General features: G+C 56.9%; 12 protein-coding genes and 1 pseudogene. All 13 read right to left on the reverse strand.

Annotation, left to right across the window (positions count from 1 at the left end; genetic code table 11):
* Nucleotides 1–6: 6 nt before the first annotated feature.
* Nucleotides 7–633, reverse strand: coding sequence for a hypothetical protein (locus M1617_03410; protein MCL5887337.1), 627 nt, complete (start codon nucleotides 631–633; stop codon nucleotides 7–9).
* A 20-nt stretch (nucleotides 634–653) separates the two neighbouring features.
* A complete protein-coding gene (gene pilO, locus M1617_03415; GenBank protein ID MCL5887338.1) occupies nucleotides 654–1277 on the reverse strand; it encodes a type 4a pilus biogenesis protein PilO in 624 nt (207 codons plus the stop codon).
* A 17-nt stretch (nucleotides 1278–1294) separates the two neighbouring features.
* A complete protein-coding gene (locus M1617_03420) occupies nucleotides 1295–1939 on the reverse strand; it encodes a PilN domain-containing protein (GenBank protein MCL5887339.1) in 645 nt (214 codons plus the stop codon).
* Complete coding sequence (locus M1617_03425; protein MCL5887340.1) at nucleotides 1940–3055, reverse strand: pilus assembly protein PilM; 1116 nt, start codon at nucleotides 3053–3055, stop codon at nucleotides 1940–1942. It lies immediately after the preceding gene.
* A 112-nt stretch (nucleotides 3056–3167) separates the two neighbouring features.
* Entirely contained in the window at nucleotides 3168–4670 is a 1503-nt protein-coding gene (locus tag M1617_03430; GenBank protein ID MCL5887341.1) for a hypothetical protein, read from the reverse strand.
* A gap of 16 nt (nucleotides 4671–4686) precedes the next feature.
* The gene (locus M1617_03435; protein MCL5887342.1) at nucleotides 4687–5292 is read right to left on the reverse strand and encodes a prepilin-type N-terminal cleavage/methylation domain-containing protein; all 606 of its coding nucleotides are present in this window, start codon (nucleotides 5290–5292) and stop codon (nucleotides 4687–4689) included.
* Entirely contained in the window at nucleotides 5289–6362 is a 1074-nt protein-coding gene (locus tag M1617_03440) for a hypothetical protein (protein ID MCL5887343.1), read from the reverse strand. Before M1617_03440 ends, M1617_03435 begins: the two co-directional genes overlap by 4 nt.
* A gap of 702 nt (nucleotides 6363–7064) precedes the next feature.
* Nucleotides 7065–7895 (reverse strand): prepilin peptidase, encoded by an 831-nt coding sequence (locus M1617_03445; GenBank protein MCL5887344.1) that lies wholly within the window; start codon nucleotides 7893–7895, stop codon nucleotides 7065–7067.
* Between the two features lie 140 nt (nucleotides 7896–8035).
* Nucleotides 8036–8389, reverse strand: coding sequence for a prepilin-type N-terminal cleavage/methylation domain-containing protein (locus tag M1617_03450; protein MCL5887345.1), 354 nt, complete (start codon nucleotides 8387–8389; stop codon nucleotides 8036–8038).
* Between the two features lie 113 nt (nucleotides 8390–8502).
* On the reverse strand, nucleotides 8503–9717 hold the full coding sequence (locus M1617_03455) for a type II secretion system F family protein (protein ID MCL5887346.1): 1215 nt from the start codon (nucleotides 9715–9717) through the stop codon (nucleotides 8503–8505).
* 22 nt (nucleotides 9718–9739) lie between these two features.
* A complete protein-coding gene (locus M1617_03460) occupies nucleotides 9740–10801 on the reverse strand; it encodes a type IV pilus twitching motility protein PilT (protein MCL5887347.1) in 1062 nt (353 codons plus the stop codon).
* 33 nt (nucleotides 10802–10834) lie between these two features.
* On the reverse strand, nucleotides 10835–12529 hold the full coding sequence (tadA, locus tag M1617_03465; protein MCL5887348.1) for a Flp pilus assembly complex ATPase component TadA: 1695 nt from the start codon (nucleotides 12527–12529) through the stop codon (nucleotides 10835–10837).
* Between the two features lie 281 nt (nucleotides 12530–12810).
* A pseudogene (locus M1617_03470) lies at nucleotides 12811–13032 on the reverse strand (hypothetical protein).
* Nucleotides 13033–13416 lie beyond the last annotated feature (384 nt).

Here is a 13416-nt window from a genome sequence, read left to right on the forward strand (position 1 = left end):
GGTTGGCTACTTGCCCACTGGAGTGATGACCCCTGGCTCATTCGGGTCAACTACCGCACCAACCCCGACTGCAAGTCTGATGGAGGCGTCACCATAGGCGAATGTAGCAGATCGATCGGCGATACTCCGAACCATCCAGGGAGTACCAGCGATGGACTCTCCTGCGGCCAAGGTGTGGGTTACGCCGTTCAAGTCAACGACCACGTTTGGAACCCCATCCTCGACAACGATGTTGACGAGAGTCAGTCGATCGACCCCCGCAGTCCCCGTAGCTACGGCACCCGGGGTGACAGCTGCTGACGGTCGAATAACGGGCTTGAAGATATCCCTGAATGTGAATAGCTCCGACGAAGGTATCGCTGCAGGCTCAACGATCTCTTCGGGCACAGGCGTCGGTGACGTCTCGGCTGGCTGTTCCACAATGACTTCGATCTCATCGAGGGCCTGCTGGGCACGAGTCTCAAGAAAGTCCAGAACGAAGAATGTGGCAGCTCCGGCCACAACAAAGAACAGAAGGACTGCTCCGATTATCAGGATCAGACTCTTGCGCGCGAAGCCTTTAGTAGCCGAAGCGTCCTGAGTCGCGCCGCTTGCTGAGTCCACCTTCATCTTATCTGTCATCATGTCGCCCACGTAAAGTCATCCTTCATCTCTCACTGGGCCGGTACCTCCGCAGGAGGAGCTTCAGCGGCTGGCGGGGTTGGTGCTAGGGAGTAGATCTCTAACTGCATGGTTACGTCAACTTCTTGCTCGGGAGCCGGGGCGCCCGGGGTAGGAGTAGCCTCAGTAGCCGGCTCAGCGTACGGTGTTACATCAAAGCTGACGATACGAACTTGCCTGACCACCCGTCTTAGGCGCTGGGTGAGGTCAATGATATCGGCCCATTCGCCCCTGATCGTCACCGAGATACCGATGGTGCTAAATCCAAGGCCCCCATCAACGGGCAGGGTTGGTGAAAGCATGGAGAACTCCAAGCCAGATTCATTGATGACATCTTGCAGTTCAATAATGAATGCAGGTAGTTCAGGGCTGGCAGGCAGCTGGTTTGAGAGACGTAGAAGCTGTGTCTCTGTCTGTGCAGACTGTGCCTTGATTTCCTGTCGCTGCTCAAGCAGGAGTCGTGCAGCATCTGCCTCACCCTGCGCAGCTTGAACTTGGGATTCGATTTCTGCCAACCGAGTGAACTGAGGTACGACGAGAAGTGCCACAATCAACACGGCGACAAGGACCATACCAACAACGATGGCTAGGAGCTTCTGTTTGGGCGTGAGTTTCATCTCAGTGAAGCCTCATCTCACGGAGTCGCTGTGGTCGAGGGGTCAGGGGCATCGGTCGATATCGCTTCCATCTGATCAGGACTCATGACCTCACAGGTGACCTGGAATCTAAGTACCGGCTGGCCAGGAGCATCTGCGACCCCGGGCAACTCTGTCTTCTGGGAGCTCGTCAGCCAGACGCTGCTGAGCATCTCGATGTTCGCCAAACGAGCAAGCGTCCTTGCGACCGCCTTGTGGCCCATGTCGGGTACGTCAGTTGCAGAGTCAACTGCAATCGCACTTAGGGTCAAGCCTGTGTCCTGTGCAGCCTGGAGGCTGTCCAGCCATACATCCGTAGGCAAAACCAATGAAAGCTCGTTGAGAAGCCTGCCCCAGTCGATACGTTGCTTGACCGCCTCCTGCATGACAATTTGACGTTGAGCCAGATCGGCCTCTTTGTCTTCGAATATCTGCAATGCGCTAGCCTGTGCGCTAAGAGTAGCCGCCAGGTCTTTGTGTGACTGGAGTTCGGCGGTGCGCTGAGATAGCATCCACTGCGTGAACCCGAAGACTGCGAACAGCACCAAGTAAACAACAAGTGCGGCTAGCGCTGCGATCTTGATCGCAGTCTCGAAATTTCTCTTTTCGCTGATCTCACGAGGGAGTAGGTTGATGCGAACCATCTACCCTGCACCCCCCATTGACAGGCCGACTGCTGGCGCAATTCCCATTCTGTCGCTCATGACCACGGGCTCCAGCGCTGCGGGAACCTGGAGAAACTGCATAGGGTCAACGACACGCACTTCTGCCTGGAGACCCTTCGAAAGATAATCAGTCAGATGGGTGAGTTGTGACCCACTTCCGGTGACATATATCTTAGAAATCGACCTGACCTGTGTTGCCTGCGTCAGGTAGTAGTCCAACGACCGACGAACCTCCGCGATGAACTTGTTGACTTCACGCTCCAGGGTGTCCTGAGCAACTTGTACCGCATGATCCTCCGTCACTGGTGCCCCGCCCTCGATGTCAGGGAGGCCAGCTCTCAGCTTGAGCTCCTCAGCCTCGTCGAACGTCAGATTGAGCACGTTCGAAATCGCTTGAGTGAACTGATTTCCTGCGATTGCAGAGACGCGCGTGAAGCGAGGAACGCCCTTTTCCACCACTGCTATGTTGGTCACGCCCGAAGAGATATGGATCACGCCGATCGCCTCGCCTGGCGCCTCTTCGTGCGCGGGTAAAACGCTGTCTACTGCGCCGAAGAGCGCTCTTACTAGGGCGAACGATGTTACGTCGATTCTTACAAGCCGAAGGCCGGCGGCCTCGACTGCTGAAACAGCGTTGTCGATCATGTCGCGGGCGGCGGCCACCAACAAGACCTCCATCATATGCTCATCGGTCGGGGTCATATAGTCGCCGATGATCTGGAAATCGAGGATAGCATCCTCTACGGGGATCGGGATGTAATCCTGAGCCTGATACTGGATCGCGCCTTGAAGCTCCGCGCGCTCCATGTAGGGAAGGTCGATCAAACGTACTACAACCTTCTGATTGGATACCCCGATAGCGACGTCCTTGCCCTTGAACCCCCCGAGTCGCCAAGCATCCTTGACGGCATGGGTGACAGCCATCTGATCGAAAATCTCCCCTTCGACAACAGCACCCAAGGGCATGCCGACCTTGCTGTAAGCAGATAGTATGAAGCCAGAGCCTGACGGCTTGACCTGTGCGATGCGTACCTGATCGGTCCCAATATCGAGACCAACCGGTATCGTCTGAGCTCCTAAGGATACGAGACCCAACGGAGGCCCCCTTCTGCCATCACTGCTACGAAACTGCTACGACTGTTGCTGCATCAAAACAATCCTGTGAAAGATTGTACCCATAGCTTGTGAATATACGCAATACCCGAGTTCACTGGCGGGACCAACCACTCATGCTGACGGCATTCATGCCGTGACCCGGCATTGCTGGGGAAAGCACTTCCCCAAGATTTGGGCTGGTTCTGAGGTCCATATTGTTGTTGCCTACAATATTCATTCCCCCGGTTATCAAAGAGCCCACGACTAGCACTTTCTTGTCGATGCTGATCGTTCCGTTGGAGAAGAAAGCCCCTGCATGAGTGGGCGGACCGTACGGGTTCTGCTGATTGCTGTCCGTGGACGGAGACAGGTGTATGCTAGAAGGAGTAGCCAGTCCTATGACCGCTTCACTTCTGAACAACTGATGCGGTAGGCCGTCACGCACACCATCCTCAGGGCGGCCATCCATTAAGCCCCCAAGAGGAACGAAGTTTGTATTTTCGAACCTGATTTCGCCGTTCGCAACTATTGTGCCCTGACCTTGGTAGCTCACGAGGCTGCCTACGGCGATTGTCAAGGGGCCGTCGACGAACACAGTTCCCCGCACGGTCAGCACACGATTGGTGCCATCCCACGCAAAGTCGTCGGTAAGGCGCCCAAACGAGGGAGTCGAAGCATCTATCCGCAAGCCAGTATCCCCGTCCACATCGTTATCGCTATCGACAACTTTGTAGCGCTCAGGACTCGCCCCAGGGGCGTGTATGCCCGGATAACGGCCACTTTGGTCCCTTTCGTCGTTGGCGATCCCCCCCGCATGCCCTTGAACATTATCCCTCGACTGTGCAGCAGCATCAGAATATGCCCTCTGGAGATAGGCCTCATCAACCCTGGGCACAATCATCCTTGGCACTGGCCGGATGACTGTTGTGCCAGCTACATCCGGAACAGTAGCCCCTTGGTCGGCATACAATATTCGAACTTGATCTCTTTGAGAATTTCCTCCGCTAGCATTGAGGGCCTTTTCCGGATTGTTCATGATGAAGTGCCCGTTCGTTACAAAGAGCGGACCCCAGCCAAATTCTACACTTTGTCCGATCTCAGCATTCCCCCTAAGGCTGCCATGACTGTAGAATGGCCCGAACACGGTAGAGTTTCCGCCCATCTTCCCACCGGCACTCGTGACCCCTGTGCTATGTGCGATATTCATCCCATATAGATCCATGACCCACAGACGCATGCTGATCGTCTCCTGACTCCCATCGGCTCCACGACCGACCGAAGTCAAGACATATTCGAAAGGATTGGTAGGCCTAACAGTCACAGTTGCGCTGCCCGAAACCAGTTCCTCCGCACTAAAGATCATGGGAGCAGTTGCGACGGCGGATGCCCCATGACGAAATCGCGCGACGGCAGCGTCCAGAGCGCCGTTGGCGGCCTGGAACGCCTGGGTCTCCTGCCGATTGACGCTCGCCTCGTGGATCGCCTGTCGCGACATAGCGAATCCCCCGAAAGTGACAACGGTCAGAACCGCAATGATCCCCATCACTACCACGACTGCGTAGCCTGAGTCGGATGCGGTGCTTGTGGGTATCCCACACTTGAGTCGACGCTTCATCGCACGTCCTCCATTGCTATCGGTCGCGGTTTCTAAACACGACAACCACCGAATCGGTGATGGTTCTATCATCGTTTCTCGCCTGTATCGTGACACGAACGCTACGTGCTTGCCCTCTGACTAAACCCATGTCTGTAATCGCTTGCGGTTCGGTTCCAGAAGGGTAGTATGTGAACAATGGTACTCCGTCCTGCAAGTTGGTTATTCCGGGCCCGTAAGTGTTTCGGAGTCTAGCTGGCGTTATGCGTACTCCGGCAGCAGTCATGTTGTAGGACACATGCTCGATGTAAGTTTCGCCTGCGATGGTGATGATCCTGAAGTTATGCTGCTCAGGAATGTCATCGAGATTCTGGTCGGTTCTGACCGACAGCGAGTATGGCGTTGGAGCAGGGTTGACCTCGATTGTGGTGTTCTGAATCAGGATCTCGCTCATCCTACTCATGGGGTACGTTATGGCTCTCGCCTGATAAGTCTCTCTATCAGCCGTTCGCTGGCCGGCAGAGACAACCTGGGCGACTGTGAACGCCATGGTAAGAATCACTCCAAGCAGCGCCATGAACACCAAGAGCTCTGCCAGGGAGAACCCTGACTCCCTGTGTGACGGGATTCCGCGAAGCGTCATTGACCCCACATCTCCCAATTGATTTCAGGTGTTACCGTGGGCGGTGTCTCCCAACGAGTCCATTCGTCAACGCCGCGTGTGGTGTGGCCCCTTGCGCTATCCTGACGCGTGAACCGAACCACTGAGGATGGAATCTGCATAAGGGCGCCACCATTGGGCGTCACAGTTACCAGGCAACGGAACTCTATCCAGCCCCTTGGAGCGCCTCCGATGAGGCCAGCGAACTCTCCGTTGAGCGGTGCGGACCAGTTGTTCAGTGTGAGAGCGGCCAAGGTCGACGGCGTGATTCCAATATTGATCCAAGCGGTCGTAGGCTGGCCATCTATGAAGTATCGGTACTGCCATCTGTAGTTAGTCACTGCAGTGGTATGAAATCCTGGAGTGTTACTGGTCAGCGAGATATTGAAAGTTGCCGCACGGTTGTTTCTCCCCCTATCGATCATCTCAACGGTTCCCGTGAACGAAGGTCTCGAAATGAAGGTTGCGCTGACTGGGCTGGAAGTGTGAAACGGCACCGTTTGCCCTTCTGCGATGGGCCCCTGCGAAGTGACATCAATGCGATACCTGCGGAAAGCCTGCGTGCTGCCAGTCCACTGAATTGGATCATCCATATCTGGTGGCGTAACTTCCGCAGAAGAAGGTGCAAGAAAGGTGCCGTTCACCGGAGACTGCTCTGACCAACTGACACTATATCGAGGCACCCACCAATTCCCGTCCCTGGCTGGATCCCAGCCAAAGGTCACAGAGGTGTTGCCAGCTGTAGAGCGCACCACAGGAGTAGTTGGAGCCTCTGGCGGATTGTTATCTACAATCAGGTTCCAGTCGAAGGAAGTTACCTGACCGCGACTGTCTAGAGCTTCTGCTCTCATCATATAGAGGCCGTCTGGGAAACGCTGGGTGCCGCCTGGGTTCAGTGCCAGGGTGTTCCACTGTCCTGAAATGGAGTCACTGGGTTCGGTTATACCCGATTTGAACAATATGCTTGCTGGATTCACTCCTGTTGAACTGGTCAGTATCTCAATCTCATTCAATGTCACCCCGGAGCCACCGGCAACCGCTGTCATGCCCATCGGCACAGCACTTCCACGAACGGCGCCGCCTCGTGGGGTGTTGGGTGTCAAAGTGATTGTGGCTGGATACAGCGGAGGCTCAGGAACCCCGGGGGGTCCGGTCGCATTAGGGGTTCCGGGAGGTGATCCAGTGGGCCGCAGCTCGCTGACGAAAGTGCCGGTCCTCAGAACGAAGGGCCTTCCCACCGGACCTGTCGCGCGCACCGTAACGGCCACATGCTTATAGGGGGGATACAGTGTGCTTTGGTTCTGGTCCTGAAACCAATGTGGAGTCACAGTGGCCGACATCGAGACGGTAACACCGTCAATGGTCGTCGACGCGCCCGAAGCCAGCGTATTGATTCTAGCCTGGGTGACTTCTGTGTAAGCAAGGCGTCTGACCTGCTCCAAGAAGGAACTGGCTGCGTTTACTGCGACAGCATCCGCTTTGGCAGTGACGCTAAGCATGGTGGAAGTGGAGACCAGCCCAAAAAGAGCTGTCGCCACAAAAAACATGATCGCAGAGGCAACCAGAATCTCAACAAGCGTAAACCCAGCGTCATTGTGGGCTAGCCTATGGGATTCTCTGTTTCCCGACACTGTTGTCTTCCGCATAAGTCCTTCACTCCCATCGATGAGAGTTTGGTAGGCAACATGAATTCAGCACACTTCTATTATACCTATCGGTTCAAGAGTCCCCGAACTTGACACCCTCAGTCAGGCCTAACTGAGACCAATCAAGCGAAGGTACCAATCCCAAATCTGGGCACCGAACAGGGCAATCAAAACAGCTGCGCCCGCAAGGAACGGACCGAAGGGCACTTTGAGCCGGGAGTCCACCCCTCGACGGTAGGCACGACATGCGACAAAGCCGGCCCCCAGGACGCTACCAACAAAAATCACGGCGACCGTGTAGAGGCCCAGGAACGGCCCGATGGCCGCAAGTAGCTTCACGTCACCCATGCCAAGCCCGGCCTGACCTCGCATACGTTCGTAAGCTGCAGCTATCCCCCAACTCAACCCGGCTGCCGTGACGGAGCCTAAAAGCGCTGCGGCAATGGGTGAGGCTACTGTCGCGGCTGGAGTCAGTGGTGCAAGATGAAGACCGGTGAGCTGGGACGCTGCGGCCGCTGCCATCCCTACGGCGCCCAGAACGGCTACGATTGGATTGGGGAGGCGCATAGTGTCGATGTCAATGAAGGTGAGGACGAGCAGCATCCAGAAGAAGAAGCCCGCGATCACGGCTTGCGGTCCGACACCGAAAGCCAACACCGCGAGGAGCCACAGTATGCCAGATGCAATCTCGACCCCCGGATACCGCCATGATATCGGTCCGCCACAGTCACGGCACTTCGCCCTCAGGGCAAGCCAAGAGACGACGGGGATGTTGTCCCGCCAGCGGATGGTGGTGCCGCAGTGCGGGCATCGCGACCTAGGTGCTACGAATGATCGACCAGCCGGAACCCGCGATATCACGACGTTAGCGAAGCTGCCTAGGGCCAGACCAAGGATGAAGACAATAGTCGCTGGAATAGTGAATTCAAGTCCGGACAAGTTCTACTCCTTGCAGGCTGGCGATCTCTCACTGAATCTGGAATGAGGCTGGTGCTTGAATTCTCGAAGCTCAAAAAACATTTCAGAGGCCGGTGCTGAAGGCACCGGCCTCTGTTGTCTCATCTGATGCTGTCAGAGCTTTACTGGAATCGTCCGTGGTTGGCACCAGTGGAAGTGTCGGGGCAAATAGTCTCACCATTTGTGAGGACGTAGGGAACGTTATTCGTTGGGCAGAGTGGAGCCTGAGCGATGAACCGCGGCACTACTGCACTCATCGTGTCCACTGTCGAAATATCCCCGCCAGCATCGGCCACGAACTGCTGGGCGGCACCCTCGATAGTGCGCTGATTGGCGTGACATGTACGCCTTTCAGCTGTGGCGCGCGCAGCATTGAAGACTGGTATTGCGATAGCGACTAGTATACCAATAATAAGGATAACGACCATGAGCTCGACTAGGGTGAAACCCTCGTCCTTCCTGCGGAACATCTTCATCGATGTCTCCTTCCCTTAGGTCACGCAGTCGTCTGACTGCCTTTACATTGTACCCTATCGGCATCTTTTGCTATCAACATTAGGGAAAACCAATAAATCAGGAAAGTTCTTGTTCACTGCACCAACGTGATGACCTGAAACATCGGCATATACAGGGCAACCACCATGGAGCCTACCACTCCGCCAAGAGATGCCATCATCAGAGGCTCGATCAGCGAGGTGAGTGAATCGACCTGAGCTGCGACCTCCTCATCATAGAAGTCAGCGATCTTGTTGAGCATGGCATCCAGCGCACCGGTCTCCTCGCCGACCGCGATCATCTGCACTAGCATCGACGGGAAGACCTTCGATTCTGACAGCGGCTTAGCTATGGCTTCCCCCTCCTTGATGGCAGAGCGAGCCTTTCTCACCTCCCTCGAAACCACCTCGTTGCCTGCGGTGTCCGCCACGATGTCCAGCGCAGACAAGATGGGCACACCAGCGGACACAAGAGTTCCGAAGGTTCGAGTGAATCGCGCAAGAGCAACTTTCCTGGTTAGCGGACCGAACACCGGAGCCTTGAGAACGAATGAATCCCAAATGAAGCGGCCTGACGTGGTCCCTTTCCAAAACTTGAAGCTGAAATAGGCGACAAAAAGCGCAATCGCCGTGATCACGCCCCCAATGCCCGCTACGAAATTCGAAATGTCCACAAGCACCTGTGTCATGAACGGAAGTTCCCCGCCCATACTCGCGAACATCTGCTCAAAAGTGGGTACGACGAAGACCATCATCGCCACCAGGATGATCAGCACCAAGGCCGCCATCGCAATCGGGTAGGTCATGGCAGACTTGACGCGGCCTTTGAGCGCCTGCTCGCTCTCGAAGTGATCGGCCAGCCTGACGAGGACCTCATCGAGTACACCGCCTGTCTCACCGGCCCGTACCATGTTCACGAAGATAGGTGGGAAAGTCTTGGGGTGTCGGCCCAGGGACTCAGAGAGTGACTGGCCTGATTCAACGTCCTTGGATATCGCTCCGATGATTGTGCGTAGAGCCTCGCTCTCGGTTTGAGAAGCAAGGATTGATAGGCACTTGGTAAGGGATAGTCCTGCGTTAATCATCGTGGCAAACTGGCGCGAGAAGATGGTGATGTCCTTGGGCTTGACTGCGCCTCCACCAATTTTTAACTGACCAAGTGCTGCGAGCGCACTCTGTTGATCGAGCTCGAGAATGATGAAGCCCATCTGCCTGAGCTTGGCACTGACGGCCTCTCGGCTTTCGCCCTCAAGGGAGCCCTTCTGTACCTTGCCGGCTTTATCGCGAACAGAATAGTTGAATGTCGCCATCAGTTACCGCTCCTCGTACACGTCATCCGCTGGAGACCAGCGCCTGAAAAGTCTTGAGATCTATCGAGTGATGCATGGCTGTATCATACGATATGCGTCCTCTCAGATACATATCGGCCAAAGACGAGTCCATCGTTACCATTCCTTGCTGAGAACCTGTTTGCATGATGGTGCACAACTGGTGGGCTTTGCCTTCTCTGATTATGTTTCGTACCCCGTGTGTAGCCACCATCACCTCTACGGCTAGCACTCGGCCATCCCCGTCGGGAGTTGGAAGTAGCTGCTGGCTGACTACGCCCTGCAATGCTCCTGCCAACTGAGTGCGCACCTGGCTTTGTTGGTAGGGCGGAAACACATCGATGATGCGGTCCACCGTTTGGACGGCGTCATTGGTGTGCAGCGTCGCAAAGACCAAGTGACCGGTCTCCGCAGCTGTCAGTGCGGATGAAACGGTCTCTAAGTCGCGCATCTCACCAATCAGGATCACGTCAGGATCTTGCCTTAGTACGTGACGCAATGCCCGCATGAACGACTGGGTGTCGGAGCCGACCTCCCGCTGATTGACCACGCTCTTGATGTGCGTGTGAAGGTACTCGATTGGATCCTCGATGGTGACGATGTGTTCGGATCGAGTTCTGTTGATATGGTCGATGGCGGCTGCCAGAGTCGTGGATTTACCGGATCCTGTCGGGCCTGTCACAAGTATCAGACCTCGGCGCTTGTCAGCCATCTCCTTGAGTACCGGCGGCAAACCAAGTTCCTCGAAGGTCCGGATATTCTTGGGGATCAACCGGAATGCTGCGCCGAGGCTGTTCCTCTGGTAGTACGCATTCGCCCTGAAGCGAGCCTCCCCGGGCAATGAATACGCGAAGTCGTGTTCGCGCTCAGTCTCCAAAGCTGCCCGTTGGGTTTCCGTCATGATGGAGAGCACTAGCTCTTTGGTATCCTGAGCCGTGAGCGGAGGGCCATCCACCGGACACAATTTCCCGTGGATTCGAATCACGGGAGCAATGCCGACGGTCAGGTGTAAATCGGAGCCCCCTTCGCTTCGAACCCTAAGCAACAACTCGCCGATGTCGTACATATCCAACACCCCACAATCGTCTCGTGTCGAGTCCTAGACTATCACACGCACAATCTCTTCGACAGAGGTGACGCCTGCCCTGACCTTCTCGAGGCCATCTTGTCGCAAGGTCAACATTCCCTCGGCGACAGCTACAGCCTTGATCTTCTCGGCGGTTGCTTCCTCGACAGTGAGTCGGCTGATTTCTTCGGAGAGGAGGAGGACTTCGTGGACCCCCATGCGGCCTCGGTAGCCCGTCTTGCCGCACTTCTTGCAGCCTTTGGCCTTGAAGAGGGTCTCGGGCAGGTTGTCCGGGCTATAGCCCGCTTCGAGGAGCATCTTCTCCGAGGGCTTGTACTCCTGCTTGCAGCCTGAACAGAGGCGCCGGGCTAATCTCTGAGCTAGGATGCAGTCCAGTGCCGATGCGACGAGGAACGGCTCGATGCCCATCTCGATGAGGCGCGTCAGGGCGCCCGGGGCATCATTGGTGTGGAGTGTGGAGAGCACGAGGTGACCGGTGAGTGCGGATTCGATAGCGATACGCGCTGTTTCCTGGTCGCGGATCTCTCCCACGAGGATGACGTCGGGCGAACATCGCAGGAATGAGCGTAGGGCGCGGGCGAAGGTGAGGCCGGCCTTAGGCGAGACCTGACACTGGTTTATGCCGTCGAGCCGGTACTCGACCGGGTCCTCGGCGGTAAGGATGTGGCGATGTGGCGAGTTGAGCACGTTGATGGCGGCGTACAGCGAGGTCGACTTACCCGAACCGGTTGGGCCGGTGACCAGGATGGCGCCGTACGGCTTTCGGAAAGAGGACTCGAATCGCTCCAATACCGATGGCAAGAAGCCTAAGTCCGAAAGTTGCAGCAGGATTGCGTCCTTGCGCAGGATACGCAGTACGACTCGCTCGCCGTAGACCGTTGGCAGCGTCGAGACGCGAAAGTCGATCTTGGTCCCGCTGATGGTGACCGCGCAGTGGCCGTCTTGGGGTTTGCGGGATTCGGCTATGTCCATTTCGGCCATGATCTTGAATCGGCTGATGACGGCGGCTTGGATTGCCCGGGGGCTTCGCATGATTTCATGGAGCACACCGTCGATGCGGAAGCGGACCCGAAGGTCGTTCTCTTGCGGCTCGATGTGGATGTCGCTGGCTCGCTCGGCAACTGCTTTTTGGATGACGAAGTTGACGAGCTTGACTATCGGGGCTTCCGACGTGACGTCTGTGAGTGCGTCGAGTTCGGCGTGGTCCATCTCATCGGTGCCGATGAATGTGTCCATCTCGGTGTGCTCGGCCACTTGGTAATGCTCTTCGATAGCGGCCATGATCTCATCTTTGGTCGAGATCGCCGGCTTGATCTCATGGCCGGTGATGATCTTCAGGTCATCGAGCGCTAGGACGTTTTGGGGGTCGGCCATCGCAATGATGAGCTCCCCCTCTTCGGAAATCCCGACGGGCATCAAGGCGTACCGCTGTGCGAGCTCCTTGGGAACAAGGGTGACGGCCACGGGATCAGGCCTGCGCTGAGAGAAGTCGATGTATGGGATGCCGATCTGAGTCGCCATGACGGCCAGGATTGCGCCTTGCGTGGCATAACCGAGGTCCACAAGAACGCGACCTAGCGGACTACCCGTTGCTGTGTGGACCTGGATCGCATCGCTGAGCTGCTTGTCGGAGATGACTCCGGCTCTTACCAGTAGCTGACCAAGTCTCTGTCCCGATTCTGCCAATGCCGCCCCTTGACTGCTCAAATTTGGCTGATTCCTGCAGGAACGATTCCCCAGGATTTAGAGTCGCCTCTTCAGCGATATGGTACCCCACCGGGGGCTATTCGGGAAATTGCTCGCGCATCAGGCTCATGGTCGAGAGCGCTTGAGATCGTCGAAGAGGGTTTGCGCATAGCCAGTGAGCAAGGAGTAGGTGCGCGAACCCTCTTTTACGCCGACCCGTGCCTCTCCGAACCACATCTCAACCGGGGCCACCGGGACGAACTGATGGCGCTCAGGTTCGGGCTCGGGTTCGAGTGCAGCCTCGGGCTCGGGGTCGGGTTCGGGTGCAGGTTCGGGCTCGGGTTCGGGAGCGAATACCGGCAGCGGCTCGGGTTCGGGTTCGGGCTCGGGCTCGGGTTCGTGTGCGGGCTCGGGCTCGGGGTCGGGTTCGGGTTCGGGTTCGGGCTCCAGGGCGAATACCGGCAGCAGCTCGGGCTCGGGCTCGGGTTCGAGTGCAGCCTCGGGCTCGGGTTCGGGTTCGGGCTCCAGGGCGAATACCGGCAGCAGCTCGGGCTCGGGCTCGGGTTCGAGTGCAGCCTCGGGCTCGGGTTCGGGCTCCAGGGCGAATACCGGGAGCGGCTCGGGTTCGGGCTCGGGTTCGAGTGCAGCCTCGGGCTCGGGTTCGGGCTCCAGGGCGAAGATCGACTGCAGCTCAGGTGAGGGCTCGGACACGGGTGCGGGAGTCGCGCTGACGTCAGGGTTCCAGCTCCCGGCCCGGATAGGCTCGGACAGCCAGTCAGCGGTGGTTTCCTCGGCTTCTTCGAAAGGGCACTCTTTTGGGTCCACGGGTAAACCGATCGCAGCACTCTCTTCGGCGTCATGGAAATACCCTTGGGAGGCAAAGACGTCATCGCGCTGTTTCGAGCGCG

Source organism: Actinomycetota bacterium (genome assembly GCA_023488435.1).
Lineage (GTDB): Bacteria > Actinomycetota > Coriobacteriia > Anaerosomatales > UBA912 > UBA912.